Source organism: Paenibacillus sp. 4624 (assembly GCF_050435065.1).
GTDB classification, from domain to species: Bacteria; Bacillota; Bacilli; order Paenibacillales; family Paenibacillaceae; genus Paenibacillus; species Paenibacillus amylolyticus_D.
On the sequence record NZ_JBNDJR010000004.1, the window covers coordinates 400,425 to 414,318 of the forward strand.

15 protein-coding genes are annotated in these 13,894 nt (G+C 46.7%); 7 read left to right on the forward strand and 8 right to left on the reverse strand.

Annotated elements, in window-relative coordinates; translation table 11 throughout:
• The first annotated feature begins 168 nt into the window (after positions 1-168).
• Together ABIE27_RS12240 and ABIE27_RS12245 are read left to right on the forward strand one after the other, a co-directional pair.
• The gene (locus ABIE27_RS12240) at positions 169-1,380 is read left to right on the forward strand and encodes an asparaginase (RefSeq protein ID WP_429350602.1); all 1,212 of its coding nucleotides are present in this window, start codon (positions 169-171) and stop codon (positions 1,378-1,380) included.
• 132 nt (positions 1,381-1,512) lie between these two features.
• On the forward strand, positions 1,513-1,734 hold the full coding sequence (locus ABIE27_RS12245) for a hypothetical protein (protein WP_151458069.1): 222 nt from the start codon (positions 1,513-1,515) through the stop codon (positions 1,732-1,734).
• Positions 1,735-1,840: 106 nt separating this feature from the next.
• Here ABIE27_RS12245 and ABIE27_RS12250 read toward each other — a convergent pair whose 3' ends face one another.
• On the reverse strand, positions 1,841-2,473 hold the full coding sequence (locus ABIE27_RS12250) for an O-methyltransferase (protein ID WP_123064511.1): 633 nt from the start codon (positions 2,471-2,473) through the stop codon (positions 1,841-1,843).
• 298 nt (positions 2,474-2,771) lie between these two features.
• Here ABIE27_RS12250 and ABIE27_RS12255 point away from each other — a divergent pair, with 298 nt between their 5' ends.
• From ABIE27_RS12255 to ABIE27_RS12270, 4 genes are all read left to right on the forward strand, one after another.
• Complete coding sequence (locus ABIE27_RS12255; protein WP_123064266.1) at positions 2,772-3,923, forward strand: THUMP domain-containing class I SAM-dependent RNA methyltransferase; 1,152 nt, start codon at positions 2,772-2,774, stop codon at positions 3,921-3,923.
• 292 nt (positions 3,924-4,215) lie between these two features.
• Positions 4,216-6,249: an LTA synthase family protein gene (locus tag ABIE27_RS12260; RefSeq protein ID WP_429350603.1), complete on the forward strand. Its 2,034-nt coding sequence runs from the start codon at positions 4,216-4,218 to the stop codon at positions 6,247-6,249.
• A gap of 60 nt (positions 6,250-6,309) precedes the next feature.
• Entirely contained in the window at positions 6,310-6,735 is a 426-nt protein-coding gene (locus tag ABIE27_RS12265) for a cytidine deaminase (protein ID WP_123064264.1), read from the forward strand.
• Positions 6,736-6,823: 88 nt separating this feature from the next.
• Complete coding sequence (locus ABIE27_RS12270; RefSeq protein ID WP_123064263.1) at positions 6,824-7,558, forward strand: DsbA family oxidoreductase; 735 nt, start codon at positions 6,824-6,826, stop codon at positions 7,556-7,558.
• Positions 7,559-7,965: 407 nt separating this feature from the next.
• On the opposite strand, the gene ABIE27_RS12275 is transcribed toward ABIE27_RS12270, so the two are convergent.
• Together ABIE27_RS12275 and ABIE27_RS12280 are read right to left on the reverse strand one after the other, a co-directional pair.
• Positions 7,966-8,796, reverse strand: coding sequence for an aldo/keto reductase (locus tag ABIE27_RS12275; RefSeq protein WP_123064262.1), 831 nt, complete (start codon positions 8,794-8,796; stop codon positions 7,966-7,968).
• A gap of 134 nt (positions 8,797-8,930) precedes the next feature.
• Entirely contained in the window at positions 8,931-9,212 is a 282-nt protein-coding gene (locus ABIE27_RS12280) for a hypothetical protein (protein WP_123064261.1), read from the reverse strand.
• A gap of 159 nt (positions 9,213-9,371) precedes the next feature.
• Between ABIE27_RS12280 and ABIE27_RS12285 the strand changes: the two genes are divergently transcribed.
• Entirely contained in the window at positions 9,372-9,818 is a 447-nt protein-coding gene (locus ABIE27_RS12285; protein ID WP_123064260.1) for a hypothetical protein, read from the forward strand.
• 105 nt (positions 9,819-9,923) lie between these two features.
• On the opposite strand, the gene ABIE27_RS12290 is transcribed toward ABIE27_RS12285, so the two are convergent.
• The 5 genes from ABIE27_RS12290 to ABIE27_RS12310 form a co-directional block, all read right to left on the reverse strand.
• Positions 9,924-10,145: a DUF1450 domain-containing protein gene (locus ABIE27_RS12290; protein WP_123064259.1), complete on the reverse strand. Its 222-nt coding sequence runs from the start codon at positions 10,143-10,145 to the stop codon at positions 9,924-9,926.
• A gap of 21 nt (positions 10,146-10,166) precedes the next feature.
• Positions 10,167-10,469, reverse strand: coding sequence for a heme biosynthesis protein HemY (locus ABIE27_RS12295; protein ID WP_090920458.1), 303 nt, complete (start codon positions 10,467-10,469; stop codon positions 10,167-10,169).
• A gap of 281 nt (positions 10,470-10,750) precedes the next feature.
• Positions 10,751-11,992, reverse strand: a complete 1,242-nt coding sequence (locus tag ABIE27_RS12300; protein ID WP_429350604.1) for a M14 family metallopeptidase — start codon at positions 11,990-11,992, stop codon at positions 10,751-10,753.
• A gap of 287 nt (positions 11,993-12,279) precedes the next feature.
• Entirely contained in the window at positions 12,280-13,089 is an 810-nt protein-coding gene (gene racE / locus ABIE27_RS12305) for a glutamate racemase (RefSeq protein ID WP_123064509.1), read from the reverse strand.
• Between the two features lie 223 nt (positions 13,090-13,312).
• On the reverse strand, positions 13,313-13,771 hold the full coding sequence (locus ABIE27_RS12310) for a YtxH domain-containing protein (RefSeq protein WP_123064258.1): 459 nt from the start codon (positions 13,769-13,771) through the stop codon (positions 13,313-13,315).
• Positions 13,772-13,894 lie beyond the last annotated feature (123 nt).

Sequence of the window (13,894 nt, forward strand, 5' to 3'; positions counted from 1 at the left end):
TTTCCCTATTAAATATCTGTTTATCTATTAAAAACATTGATTGTAAGCGTTATTTCTGTATGAATCTATGTTTGTTATATTATCTAACACCAAATATCATTATCTCAATCTACTTACATAAAAAAAGAGAATACCTCACACAAAAATTACTTGAAGGAGTGTATCAGCATGAAAAAATCATCTAACCTTCGCCCTTGGGCCGTATGGAGTACCGCTGCACTAACCGCACTAACCCTTTCTCTGTCTCCAATAGGAACTTATGCCGCTCAAGCCGCTACAGTTGAGGTTAAGGGTACAGTAGGCAATGTTCAGACCACCCCAGCAAGTCCTACACGTAACACTACGATCCCCGCTCTGCCTGAATCCTCCAAACAATCTTCACTTCCTAATGTGCTTGTAATCGGTACAGGTGGAACGATTGCAGGACAATCGGAAGACGCAACCAGCTTCCAAAACTATAAGGCCGGCACACTTCTTATTGCTGATATGGTCAAAGACTTGCCGGACAAACAGAAAATTGCGGATGTGAGCACACTTCAATTCGGCAATTCCGGTTCAGGCTCCTATACGATGGCTGACCTGTACGACTTGTCTCAAACTGTGGATAAAGCTCTCGCTCAATATGACAGCGTGGTAGTAACCACAGGTACAGATACGATGGAGGAAATTGCTTACTTCCTTGATATGACCGTACAAAGCGACAAACCTGTAATCATCACAGGTTCAATGCGACCTTGGACGGTCATTGGCTCTGATGCCCAAGCGAATCTCTACAATGCAATTAAGCTGGCTGGCAGCGGCCGCACGAAATCTTTTGGCACCGTCTTGATGCTGAATGATACGATTCAGCTTGCACGTGGGGTAACCAAAACCAACGACTACCGGACAGACACTTTTGAAACGCCAATGCTCGGTGCAGTGGGTTATATTGATGAAGAGAACATTCGGATTTATCGCGCTCCGGCTCGTGCTATGAAACCGGAGGGCACAGCGAAACCTGCATTTGACCTTAGCAAAATTACCAAAGCCGATCTTGCCAAAGTGGAGATCGCCATCTCTTATCAAGAAGCCGGCGGCGGAGCGATCGAAGGTTTTGTGAAAAATGGAGTGAAAGGCATTGTCACCTCAGGCACAGGGGCAGGCGGAATTTCCAGGGCAATGGGGCAAGCCCGTACGAAGGCTATTGAAGAAGGGGTTATTTTCGTCACGACAACCCGAACTGGTTCAGGCAGCGTGTATGGCGGAGGAAAAGGCATCATTGCCGGGGATAACCTCAGTCCACAGCAAGCAAGGATTCTTTTAATGCTCGGACTGTCTTTCAGTGATGATTTTGATACGATCAAAAAATGGTTCGAAACATATGGCATCCCAGAAGTATAAGTCATCGAAAAATAATTGCCAGATGTACGTAAAAAGGCCAAAGCAAAGGTTCATCCTGCTTTGGCCTTTTCCCCATCCTATTATCCTTTATAATGAATAATAGACAACATTCGGAAAGGAACATTAACACATATGGATTACTTTTTCCTCGAATCTCAGTATCCCCGCACCGGATTCATCAGCGGCGGCACAACCTTCACTCCCGAATTGCATACCAACTATTCGGCTATACATTATCCGTTGCCTGATCATACAAAGGCCGAGGTCGAACTTTTGTCATCGTTACGAAGCTTGAAGGTAGACTATTTCGAAACCATTACAGGTACCCGTATTGTATCGGACGCTTTCAAGTGAATTGTATGACACATGCAAAAGGCATAAATTAAAACTACATGTCACCACGATCTAATTTCACATTTAACTTGGCTTTCAAGCAGGCTTTCAACGGAGTTCAAATGATCTATTTCACCCAAGCCAGTGCCAAACCGTCATAGTCCGGAAGCATGGTTGTAACCAAACGCGGGTCACTTGCCATCTGCTCGTTGAAACGACGCACAGCAAGCACGGCCGGGCCTTGCTTGTCCGGATTAAGCGTGCGACCGCGCAGGAAACAGTTGTCCCCTACGATGACTGCACCTGGACGCGCAAGGCGAATTGCATAATCCAGATAAACCGGATAATTTTCCTTATCTGCGTCAATAAAGAAGAAATCAAAGGTACGTCCTTCCTGTGCCAGTTGCTCCAGACTGTCTGCCGCAGGCCCAATTCGGTACTCGACTTGACTGCCGAACCCACCTTCCTCCAAATGTCCACGAGCCATAGCCGCGTATTCTTCTTTCAGTTCTAGGGAAGTCAAGCGTCCCCCTTCGCTCAGCCCACGAGCAAGGCAGATGCCGCTGTAACCGCCGAGCACACCAATTTCGAGCACAGCCTCAGCTTTAGAGGTTTTGGCCAGAAAGGTGAGCAAGCGTCCATACGCCGCAGCCACCGAAACCTCCGGCATGCCATTCGCTCGAATGGCCTCTTTTACTTTTAACAAGAGCTCATCCTCTTGAAATAATTGATTTACATATTCGTCCGGGGTCAGATTCACCACGAAGTTCCTCCTTGCACATCTGGACTACTTTCCATATCAATGCCCCTAGACAGCTTTCTTTATAAATGCCTTGGATAGCTTTTCATATGGATGCCAATGTTTTATAATAAATGTTTGGTATCAACACAGTGTACTCTACGCACAAAAACGAATAATCTGCATTGATGTCTATGCGGTTAAGCCGCATTACTCATTGTAAGTTTTTTCACGGAAAGCGGCAAGGCCGCACCGTTACTATATTCGCCGCGGGAAGCTTACGCCAGCTGCGGCTTGAAATGGAGTTGAATGAATTCACATGGCTCGATTGCAATTGATTGCAACCTCCGCGATGGGACTTGAGGCCGTTGTTGCCCGGGAACTGAAACAGTTGGGGTATGAGGACGCTAGGGTCGATAATGGCCGGGTATTTTTCACAGGAGATTATATTGATATTTGTCGCTGTAACCTGTGGCTGAGAAGTTCGGATCGTGTGCTGGTTAATATGGGTGAATTCCCTGCAACCACATTTGATGAATTGTTTGAGGGCACCAAAGCACTACCGTGGGAAGAGTGGATTCCCGCAAACGGTGAATTTCCGGTTGAAGGACGATCACAGAAATCACAACTGAGCAGTGTGCCTGCTTCCCAAGGTATTGTCAAAAAGGCGATTGTTGAAAAACTGAAGCTGACGCATCACACTGAATGGTTCCCTGAAAATGGAGCCCGTTATGTGGTCGAAGTGATTCTGTTGAATGACCGCGCTCTGATTACACTGGATACAACAGGCCCAGGACTTCATAAACGCGGATACCGCAAACTTGTTACAGAAGCGCCACTGAAAGAAACACTGGCAGCTGCTCTGATTCAGCTTAGTCGTTGGAATGTTTCCCGCCCGTTCTACGATCCATGCTGCGGTTCAGGCACCATGCTGATTGAAGCCGCCATGATTGGATGGAATATCGCGCCAGGGCTTCGTCGTACATTTAACTCCGAGAACTGGGACGTGATTCCTGCTGAGCTTTGGGAACAAGCACGCGAGGAAGCATTTGATGCCGTGCGTGACGATGTACCTCTGCAAATTTCAGGTAGCGACATCGATCCTGAAGCGATTGAGGTTGCGCAAGCGGCGATCAAAAGTGCTGGCTTTGCCAAAGATATTGAAGTCAGTGTACTGCCAGCACACCGGGCCAGACCTCAAGGGGAATATGGGGTTATCATTACCAACCCACCTTATGGCGAACGTCTGAGTGAAGAAAAAGAAGTGCAGAAGTTGCTCCGTTCCCTTGGTCGCTCTTATCTAGATATGCCAACGTGGTCGTTTTTTGCCATCACCTCCACGAAAGCATTTGAAGAGTATTTCGGACATAAAGCGGACAAGCGTCGCAAACTGTTCAATGGACGGATTGAAACCCAGTACTATCAATATTTGGGGCCACTGCCACCGCGCAACAAAACACCGCAAGCTTAAAGATAATTATGGTTAAGCAACGCTCTGACCTTTACGGTTGGAGCGTTTTTCTTTTGTTTGATCACCGAACACCCAACAAAAGCAGACTTCCTACCTTATAAGAAGGCCTGTATGACAGGCGAGTATGAAGATGAGCATAGTTGAAATGCGAAGCGGTCACGCTATAATATATGAAGTCCTGTTTTACATTCCGTTAACAAAATAAATAACAATCTTTAATCTACAGCCTCATCCTCTCGAATCATGAACAACTACACAAAAAGGGGGAAACAAGATGGTTTTCAGTCAGCCTATGCGGAGTTCCAGAACGCTCGGGCTTCTGCGTCACCCATTGACGCTATATGTTATTTTCACAGTACTTATCCTGCTTAAACTGATGCTGCTGCATCACAATCTGCACGCGTATAACATCACCATGGGACTGCTCGACAAAGTGATTGCGATCGGCTCCTTGCTACTTCTGTCCTTCTGGGTCTGGTGGCTGCCTCGTAGGGGCATGGTTGCTGCACTTACGATCCTTCACTTATTTCTTACTGCACTCATCTATGCGGATATGGTCTATTATCGCTACTTTCAGGATTTCCTTACCATTCCTGTGCTCCTACAGGCACGACAGGTGGACGCACTCGGAGACAGCATTGCCACTTTAATCTATGCCCGTGATATATGGTTTTTTGCCGATTTGTTCATTGTTATTCCGTTTGCAGCCTTAATGCTGTTCAGTAGACGTTATCGCTCGGGTCAAGCGTCAGGGATGTACACAAGCAGTTCTATCGGTAGTTACGGCGGTTACTCTTTCACTTCCTCCACATCTCCTAAAAAGCGTCTCCGCCGCCGTCTGTTGGCAGGTGTCACAGCGCTCATTCTGGGATTGGGCCTTGGTGCCGGACCTATCTATTATTACAGCAAAACCTGGGCCAAAGGGCTGTTTGATAACAATTGGTGGAATGTATCCATGTACAACGTAACCGGATTACTCGCTTTTCACGGCTATGATACGTACTCTTATGTCAAAAATAATATGGGTTCCGGCCCCGAAGCTGATCCCGCCGATATCCAGGAGGTCAAAGCTTATTTTGCAGATCGACAAAAGTCGAGTGCAGGACAGAACAACCAGCCGTTATACGGAAAATATAAAGATAGCAACGTTATTATCGTGCAAGGCGAAGCCTTTATGAATTTTATGATTGGACAAAGCATTGGCGGGCAGGAAATCACCCCCCACTTCAATGAACTGATGAAAGAAAGCCAGTATTACAGCCACTTTTATCACCAGACTGGACAGGGAAGAACGTCAGATGCCGACTTCGGCGCCAACATCTCTCTGCACCCTCTTCCTGTAGGTTCAGCATTTGTACGATATGCAGACCATATGTACGATTCGTTGCCTTCCATTTTGAAGGATCATGGCTATAACACCAACGTATTTCACGCCTACGAGAGCGGGTTCTGGAACCGATATACGATGTATCAGAATATGAAATACGACAAGTTCTACAGCAAAAATGATTTCGTCGAAGATGACCCGCTTGGCTGGTCATTGTCAGATGTATCTTTTTTCCGGCAGTCCGTGGAGAAAATGAGCAATGAGGCGAAAGAACCTTTTTATTCATTCCTCATCACGCTTAGCAGTCATCACCCTTACGCCTCTCTGCCTAAAGAGAAACAGCAGCTGGATGTGGGTGAATTCCAAGGTACAATGTTCGGAAATTATCTGCAGTCTGTTCACTACGTGGATGCCGCAATCGGTGGTATGGTGGAAGATCTGAAGAATCGGGGGTTATGGGAAAAAACCATCTTTATGTTCTACGGTGACCATGACAGCTCGATTACCGACAAAGCTCTATATGAGAAATTTCTAGGCCGTAAGCTGAACGACCTTGATATGGCACAGATCATGAATGAGGTTCCACTGCTGGTACATTTACCAGACGGAGCTGAAGCCGGTACCTTTGATAAACCGTCAGGGCAGCTGGATATTACACCATCGGTGCTGCATTTGCTAGGGATATCGGATGAATCCTATTATCACATGGGAAACAATGTGTACAACGACACGGAACGTACGGTAGTGCTGCGTAACGGTTCGTTCACAGACAGTAAAGTGTTCTATATTCCATCAGATGATTACCTTTATGCAAACGGAGCCTGTTACGACCAATCCACTCACGAAAAGACGGATATCAACGCCTGCAAGGTCGGTTTTGAAACAGCTTCAAAACGTCTGCATGTGTCTGATACGCTCATTACCTACGATCTGATTCGTCAATTCCGTGAGGAAAAGGAACATCCAGCAGACGCAACCGAGAACTCTTCGAAAAAATAATCAGATACAGAAAAACGAAATACATGTCAGACACACTCTTTTATAAAGGAGCCTCATCTTATGTCATCTAACATTCATGCACACGATATCGAACAAAAACTTTATGATGCTGCTACCGAGTTCGTTAAAGAGCGGTACCCCCAAGGTTGGGGCGGGGCAGGTGCTGTATACACCGATGCTGGATCTCTGCTCATCAGCGTAGCCCCAGAGGTCATCAACGATGCAGTGCATCTTTGCATGGAAACAGGCGCTTATCTGGAAGCTCATAAATTAAATGAGCGGGTAACCCACTCTCTCTGCGTAGCGCGCGATGGCGAAAGTACCGGATTCAAAGTGCTTACACCTTGCGGAATCTGCCAGGAACGTCTCTTTTACTGGGGAGGGGACGTCAAAGCAGCTGTATACGATCCTTCCGGACAGCTTGTTTTCAAAACATTAAATGAGCTTCAACCAAACCATTGGACAAAGGCTTACTCGAACAAATAAACCCGAATAACTTGCGAAAATTCGAAAGTCGCTTTATAATTGTAACTGTAATAGTTTCAATTAGGAACATAATGGAGGTTTTAAACCAATGAATATTGAAGTATGGTCTGATTTCATGTGCCCTTTCTGTTATATCGGCAAACGCCGTCTAGAAAATGTACTGGAAAAATTCCCTCATCGGGATGAAGTGAAGTTACAATTTAAAAGCTTTGAGCTTGATCCTAACGCAGAAGAGAACAGCGGAAAAACAAATATAGACTATCTGACTTCCAAGTACAACATTAGTGAGGAACAAGCTCGCGGGATGAATGCACAGATGAATGCCAATGCTCGTACAGCAGGGCTCGAATATAATATTGATGCCATGATTCCAACAAACTCCTTTGCCGCTCACCGTCTGACCCACTGGGCAGATACTCAAGGTAAAGCACTTGATCTGAGTGAGCGTTTGTTCCACGCCATCTTTATTGAAGGCAAACACGCTGGTGATGCTCAAGTACTCGCTGATCTTGCTCAGGAGGTAGGTTTGGATCGCGAAGCTGCGATTGCCGTTCTGTCCAGCGATCAATATACCGATAACGTACGTGCTGACCAGGCAGAAGGCGCACAGCTCGGCATCCGGGGTGTTCCATTCTTCGTTCTCGATCGCAAATTTGCCGTTTCCGGAGCGCAGCCTGACGATGTCTTCCTGGATGCTCTCCAAAAAGCATGGGATGAACGCTCCCCGTTCACCATTGTTGAATCGAACGATACCGCATCAGATAGCAACGGTGTATGCACAGAAGAAGGTTGCGAGGTTCCTCAAAACAAACCTTCTAACTAACTTAAAAAGCAGCAGGATCATGGCTATGCTCATGACCTTGCTGCTTTTTAAGTTTACTGCCGCTGTCCCCCTCTACACACTAACAAACAACCTAAACAGAACAAAACGGAGAAGCGAAGCCCTCCGTTTTGTCACTGCCCTCGACCTCCGAAGCTACTTTTCCAAGTGACTCCCCCTATCAAACGTTGCTGCGGAGGGGACGAAATCGATTCTGTAGAAGCGGAGCGTTCGCCTTTGATTTCGAATTTCAAACCTTTAGAATCTTCAATCAAGGAAATTCGAAAACAACAGCGATCGAAAGAACGATTCGTCACCAGAGCTCTCACCAAACGTCGATATCATGTTCGATTCGTCACCGACGCTTCCTCCAACGTCCATACTTATTCAATTGGAAAATTAGCTTCGCCCTAATCCCAGAATAACTGATCCGGATGCGGCCCTGTGCGTTTGTCCGCATCCAATGCGTCAATCTGTCTCAGTTCATCTGGTGTCAATTCAAAATCAAAGATATCTGCATTCTCACGAATTCGTTCAGGTGTCACTGATTTTGGAATCGTCACAATCTGATTCTGGATGTCCCAGCGCAGAATGATCTGAGCCGGCGTTTTGCCGTACTTCTGAGCCAGTCCCTTGAGAGTTGAATCCTGATTCAGCTTACCCTTCATAATTGGGCTCCATGCCTCAAGTTGAATACCCTGAGCTCCGCAGAAATCCTGAAGTTCCTGCTGGATCAGTCCCGGATGTAGTTCCACCTGATTCACCGCAGGCACCGTACCACCTTCATCTATTAGATCGCGCAGATGATGTACCTGAAAGTTACTCACACCGATCGCACGCACACTTCCTTCGCTATACAGACGTTCAAAAGCTCTCCACGTCTCTTTATATTGATCCCGGCCTGGCCAGTGAATCAAATATAGATCAATGACATTTAAACCAAGCTTCTTCTGGCTGGCTTCAAACGCCCTAAGCGTCGAATCATAACCTTGATCATCATTCCAGAGCTTTGTTGTTACGAATAGTTCATTACGGGCCACACCACTACTCGCAATGGCTTGTCCCACTTCTTCCTCATTGCCATAAACAGACGCGGTATCAATGCTCCGATACCCTACTTCCAGAGCCGTCTCTACCGCCTGTTGCACTTCTTTTCCCTTCGCCTTATAAGTCCCGATTCCAAGCCATGGCATTGTCACTCCGTTGTTCAGAATTGTACAATCTGTAATATGTTTGGTCATCCTGTACCTCCCGTATTGATTTTTGCCTGCTCACGGTCTATTAACCTTCTGACAGAATTTTAAGCGCTGAAAAAAAACAAAAAAAGACCTGCAGACCATAACGGCCTGCAGGTTTGCGGTGTAACAGGAACGGTTTACTTCTTCCCTTGCCTGTGCTGATTCTGGAGTGAATGTAACCTTTTCTTCTCCTCAATGAACATTTCCTGTGCTAACTCGAAGCCCTGTCCACCCAGAGACAGCTCCGCCTGCTTCATCGCCTGCTCGGTGTGAGCCAGCCGTTGCTCTGCCTGCACGATGGTCTGTGCATTCGGATGGGACATGGCCTGGGAAACAGCATAATGAAGCTTGTTCACCGCATTTTGCGCCTGAGATACGGTTGTACTCGCTTGCAAACTGGAATCATAACGCTTGGGCATGAGTTATTCCTCCTCGGAATCATATTCCTGTCACCTTGTTAGCATGGATTGCACAAGCCAAGCTTATTCTTTTTTTCAAATTTTGTTCAAACTTTATGCTTCCAAGATACGTTAAAAGAACAGAAGCATCTAAGATCAAAAAAACAGGAGGAATGCCACTTGAGTACAAAGGGGATTCGTTTAGGCCTCCTAACCGTTTCATTGCTATCCGTTCTGTTACTCCTATTTTTTATTGTTTGGACGCAGCGCCTCACGAACTCCACTTATGAGATCAAAGGATACGTCTCTTCAGCGCTGCATAGGGATATCCCCGTGCCTGCCAATGCTATACTCATTGAATCCGCAGCATATTCCGATCATCCCACACAATCTCGAAGCGAAACGTATGAACTGAAACACATCGGTGGTGAACAAGGACTATATCCGCCTGAAGATTATTTTCAAAAGTTACATGAGGCGGGTTGGACGGAACTAAAGGAGGAACGGATGGGCCATATTCATGTTCTAAATAAAGAAGAGGTTAGGATCGCCATTGAAATCCGGGAGGATACCTTCCAAATATTTTTGCTCCATTCGCATGAGAATCGTCATCAAAACTTGGGCTAAAACAAAATGAAACGCAAAAAGGAGAGGCTTCTGCCCCTCCTTTTCAGGTATATCGCATCGTTACTGCAAGTTCATTGCAAGTTGTCAAAACATCTTGCTATACGCTTACTTGATGAACTTGGAAACCTTCGTCAGCACTTCCTCTTCTGTTGGAGCACTGATGTATCGGCCATTGATGAAAACAAAAGCACGCTTCGCACACGGGCCGCAATAAGATTTACAACCGATCTTGACTTCTGTGCCTGGAGCCATCTTCTCCAGCTTAGGCACAATCGACTTCAATCGGATATGATTACATTTTTCGCATACGCGGATATCGTTAGCCATGAGTTCCCCTTCTTCGCTCCCTTAGTGGTCGCCGTGGTTGCCTTTGGATGGATTCGTGATCACAAATCCTTCTTGTGGCAAGTAGAGGTAATCAATTTTTACGCCATCGAGCATAGGTTGTCCATTTTCCAAAATAACGTCAATGCCCTTATCTGTAGATACTACAGTGTCATTATCTCCCGGCGTATCCAGGTCAAGTCCGTAATGCGCATGGTCTCCGTGTGCATGTGTAATCACAACACGCAATAGTTTACCTTCGTTCTCCGGCTTGTCCAGTTCAAGCTTCAACACTTTCGCTGCGTTACGAGTGATTTTGCAGTTCATTCAATTCATCTCCTATATTGTCATTGCTGGTTTCAACAATTTCAGCATTCATTTTAAACTCCAGCATCTATTGTAAAGAAAGTTACAACTAATCGCAATAACATTGATGCGAAAACAACATGAAGTTATATTTTCGGACACCAGCACAGGATATTTACGTTCAGCTCGGCTGACAAACCAATTCATCAGAATCAGGGTTATTAAACTTCGATTTACAAAGATAAAAAACGAGCGCCGCTTCAGCGCCCGTTCCAGTTATACGTCTGAACGATCGTTTCGTTTCATGCCTGCTGACTCGAAGCGCCCGCCTCACGCTCTCCATGGGATAACAATTCTGCCAGCAGCATGCCCACTTCCACGCAAATGTCATCAAATTGCTCCACAGGTAGCGGATTCACTCCCAGACCTACCTCTACAGTGAAGCCCGGCATGCCAAACGCTTGAATAAACCAATCTTTATACCCAGCATCACTACCACCAAGTTTTACCGCTTTATATCCGGATGCCTTTGCTAGCTTACGCGACAGCGGTGCACTCTCTCTCGGCTCCAGATCCCGATAATTCCAATAAATTTCTTGGCCTTGGCTGTGCAGGGATACAACTGTAGCAAATGAATGTTCCTGCGTCCACCGTGCAAGCGCCTGAGCCTCAGGTTCTGTTAACGGAGCCTTGCCCGCATAATCCCTTGGACCAGGCGAAAAAACACCCCTGCGCGCAACCTCCTCGTCCCAGTGAGCCGGAAACTGATCATTAAGATCCACACCTCTGATGTTCGCTTTCCAATGTGTAAAGTGTGGCCGCCCACCATTCCACGCAAGTAATTCAGAAGCATACTTATGATGATTCACTACGCCTTCCTGAACCAACTCCACACCGTCTGGATTCACCATGGGAACTGCCCACAAGGTCGTTTCTTGCATCCAGCGCTGCGGATCATAAGTGTGCCAATGCGAGTCCGAGGAATACGCCTCAGCATATTCTTCAATAAACCTCATGAGAACAGGCGTGGTTAACCATTCATTGGCGTGAACCGATGCATTAACATGGATATGGCGGGGGCCTTGCCCGATTCGCACATAGGGCAGTTTTTTTCCCATCACACTTGTACCGATCTCTCCCGATTCTACACAGGAATATTGCACTTCCAATCGCTGTATATCTCTGATCAATTCACGATATCCATATTCACCCTCAATGTTCACGATGGTTTTCCCACCAGCCTGAGGAATATATATACAGCAGCCACCCCAATCCTTCACCTTGGAGATTTCGGGATTCCTCTCACGAAGCTGGTCTTCCGATAATCCAAAACGTTCTGCCGTTTCCTGCACCGTTTCTCCCGGTGGCACTGCATATCTGCGCCCAGTTCCAGGCACCACACGCAGCATCTGACCCGCAAGCAAGTAAGGCTGCGCTGCAGCTTCGGGATTCAACGCACACAACAATGCTTTAGTCATACGATATGCCGAAGCAATTCGCGGTAACGTGTCACCTGTTTTCACGATAATCCATTGCAGTTCCATGTTGTTCTCCCTTCCACAGGTCTTATTCTCCCACTTGGGTTCTCGCCTACTCGGCTCTGTATTATCGTATGCGAGCACGGTTGTCCGTCATGTGACATCGTTCGCAGACTTCGATGTTAGATGTTCTAGCCGCCAGAGCAGACCAAGGTTACACCGTGCTCAGGAAAAATATAAAAGCCCGAACCTCTACAGGTCCGGGCACCGAAGCAAAATTACAAATATGAATGCGGCTTAATCCTTTTTCCATTCCTACAAATGATGATTTCAAAGTCATTTCGTGACAGCAATTACGACAACTGCGTGACCTGCCAGACGACAGGTGTCTTGGAAATTTGCTCTCCCAGCCACTGCTTCGTAATATTCTGGAACATGCGTGGATCACCTGTACAGAAAAACTGATGCACAGGCGTTTCGTCTCCGCTTGCCAACTTGCGTTTATCATATAAGATGGTACTGATTTCTCTCGCTGTTTCATCGGCTGAACTGATGAGCTTTACATCCTGGCCCATAACATCCTGGATGGTATCCATCAGAAACGGATAATGAGTACAGCCAAGAATCAGGCAGTCAATAGGCTGTCCTTTAATATCTCCAAGCGCTTGGTCCACCGTATGCGTTGTATGTTCGGAACGAAATTCACCTTTCTCCACCAGCGGCACCAGTGCGGGACAAGCCTGACTGACCACATCCACATAAGGAGACAGCTGCTTGAGTGCGGACGTATACGCCCCACTTCCGATCGTTCCCACAGTACCAATGACACCAATCCGCCCCGTGCGTGTCGCCATAATGGCTGCCCTTGCACCAGGATGGATTACCCCAATAACAGGAACGTTCACCTTCGCACGGATATATTCCAGTGCGGCGGCTGTGGCCGTATTACAGGCGATCACGATCACTTTCGGATTAAACTGGATCAAAAAATCAACGATTTGCTCCGTAAATTGTTTCACTTGTTCGGACGAACGGGGTCCGTACGGTGTCCGGGCAGTGTCCCCAAAATAAATGATCTTTTCCCGCGGGAGCTGACGCATCACTTCCTTCGCAACGGTCAATCCCCCTACACCGGAGTCTAATATAGCAATAGCTTGCTGCACGAACACACCGCTTCCTTCTTCATTAAATTCATTCTGATCATGCATACCAAAAAGGCTTTCTACCTACCCTATGAAATTTCCGGCAAAAAGGTACCTACATCTTACCCGATTTCATCGCCGGGTTCAAATTTAAGGTTATAAATCCTGTTGTCATGCAGAGCATGAGCACACAACAAAGCAGGCTTTCCACCCGATTGGGGAAAGCCTGCTAAACCCGCATTGCTTAGTTTTCGTCTTTGGACTCATCGGTTGTAAGCTTCACAATATTTTCGTTCCCCTGCTCTACTGGCACCAATTTCAAACCTTGAGTTTGTACTGCATCCTCTGCTTGCTCTTGAACCTGGATCTCAGGCTGCACACGCCCCTGTACACCTTCAACTTTATCCGCATCTGCAATTGCAGCAGAAATCCGAATTTCTTTACCGTCCGAAGAACAACGCCAGGACTGGATATCCTTAATGACTACATCCGCCGTTTCCTTCACTTTCGATACGATCTGCGAGCTTTGCTCTCCCACTTTTACAGCCAATTCCTGACCTTTGTCTGTGACTTGACGTGCACCCTCGGTGATATCCTGACGCAATTCACGTCCTGATTTTGGTGCAAGCAGCAGTGCAGTGACCGAACCAACGACGGAGCCGATTAAAGCCCCCCACAACAAGCTTTTGTTCGAATCTTTCATGATGCATCTCTCCTTTTCATTGGATTAGACATCGGTTTATGAATCAACGATAGGATTTGTTCATCTGGGCCAATGCCTACTCTGTTCATGCATTATAAGCAAGATGGGCTTGGCCTGACACTC

Bases quoted from the DNA above. Each gene is read 5' to 3' on its own strand.
- ABIE27_RS12240 (WP_429350602.1), top strand. From the start codon at position 169: ATGAAAAAATCATCTAACCTTCGCCCTTGGGCCGTATGGAGTACCGCT.
- ABIE27_RS12245 (WP_151458069.1), top strand. From the start codon at position 1,513: ATGGATTACTTTTTCCTCGAATCTCAGTATCCCCGCACCGGATTCATC.
- ABIE27_RS12255 (WP_123064266.1), top strand. From the start codon at position 2,772: ATGGCTCGATTGCAATTGATTGCAACCTCCGCGATGGGACTTGAGGCC.
- ABIE27_RS12260 (WP_429350603.1), top strand. From the start codon at position 4,216: ATGCGGAGTTCCAGAACGCTCGGGCTTCTGCGTCACCCATTGACGCTA.
- ABIE27_RS12265 (WP_123064264.1), top strand. From the start codon at position 6,310: ATGTCATCTAACATTCATGCACACGATATCGAACAAAAACTTTATGAT.
- ABIE27_RS12270 (WP_123064263.1), top strand. From the start codon at position 6,824: ATGAATATTGAAGTATGGTCTGATTTCATGTGCCCTTTCTGTTATATC.
- ABIE27_RS12275 (WP_123064262.1), bottom strand. From the start codon at position 8,796: ATGACCAAACATATTACAGATTGTACAATTCTGAACAACGGAGTGACA.
- ABIE27_RS12280 (WP_123064261.1), bottom strand. From the start codon at position 9,212: ATGCCCAAGCGTTATGATTCCAGTTTGCAAGCGAGTACAACCGTATCT.
- ABIE27_RS12290 (WP_123064259.1), bottom strand. From the start codon at position 10,145: ATGGCTAACGATATCCGCGTATGCGAAAAATGTAATCATATCCGATTG.
- ABIE27_RS12295 (WP_090920458.1), bottom strand. From the start codon at position 10,469: ATGAACTGCAAAATCACTCGTAACGCAGCGAAAGTGTTGAAGCTTGAA.
- ABIE27_RS12300 (WP_429350604.1), bottom strand. From the start codon at position 11,992: ATGGAACTGCAATGGATTATCGTGAAAACAGGTGACACGTTACCGCGA.
- ABIE27_RS12310 (WP_123064258.1), bottom strand. From the start codon at position 13,771: ATGAAAGATTCGAACAAAAGCTTGTTGTGGGGGGCTTTAATCGGCTCC.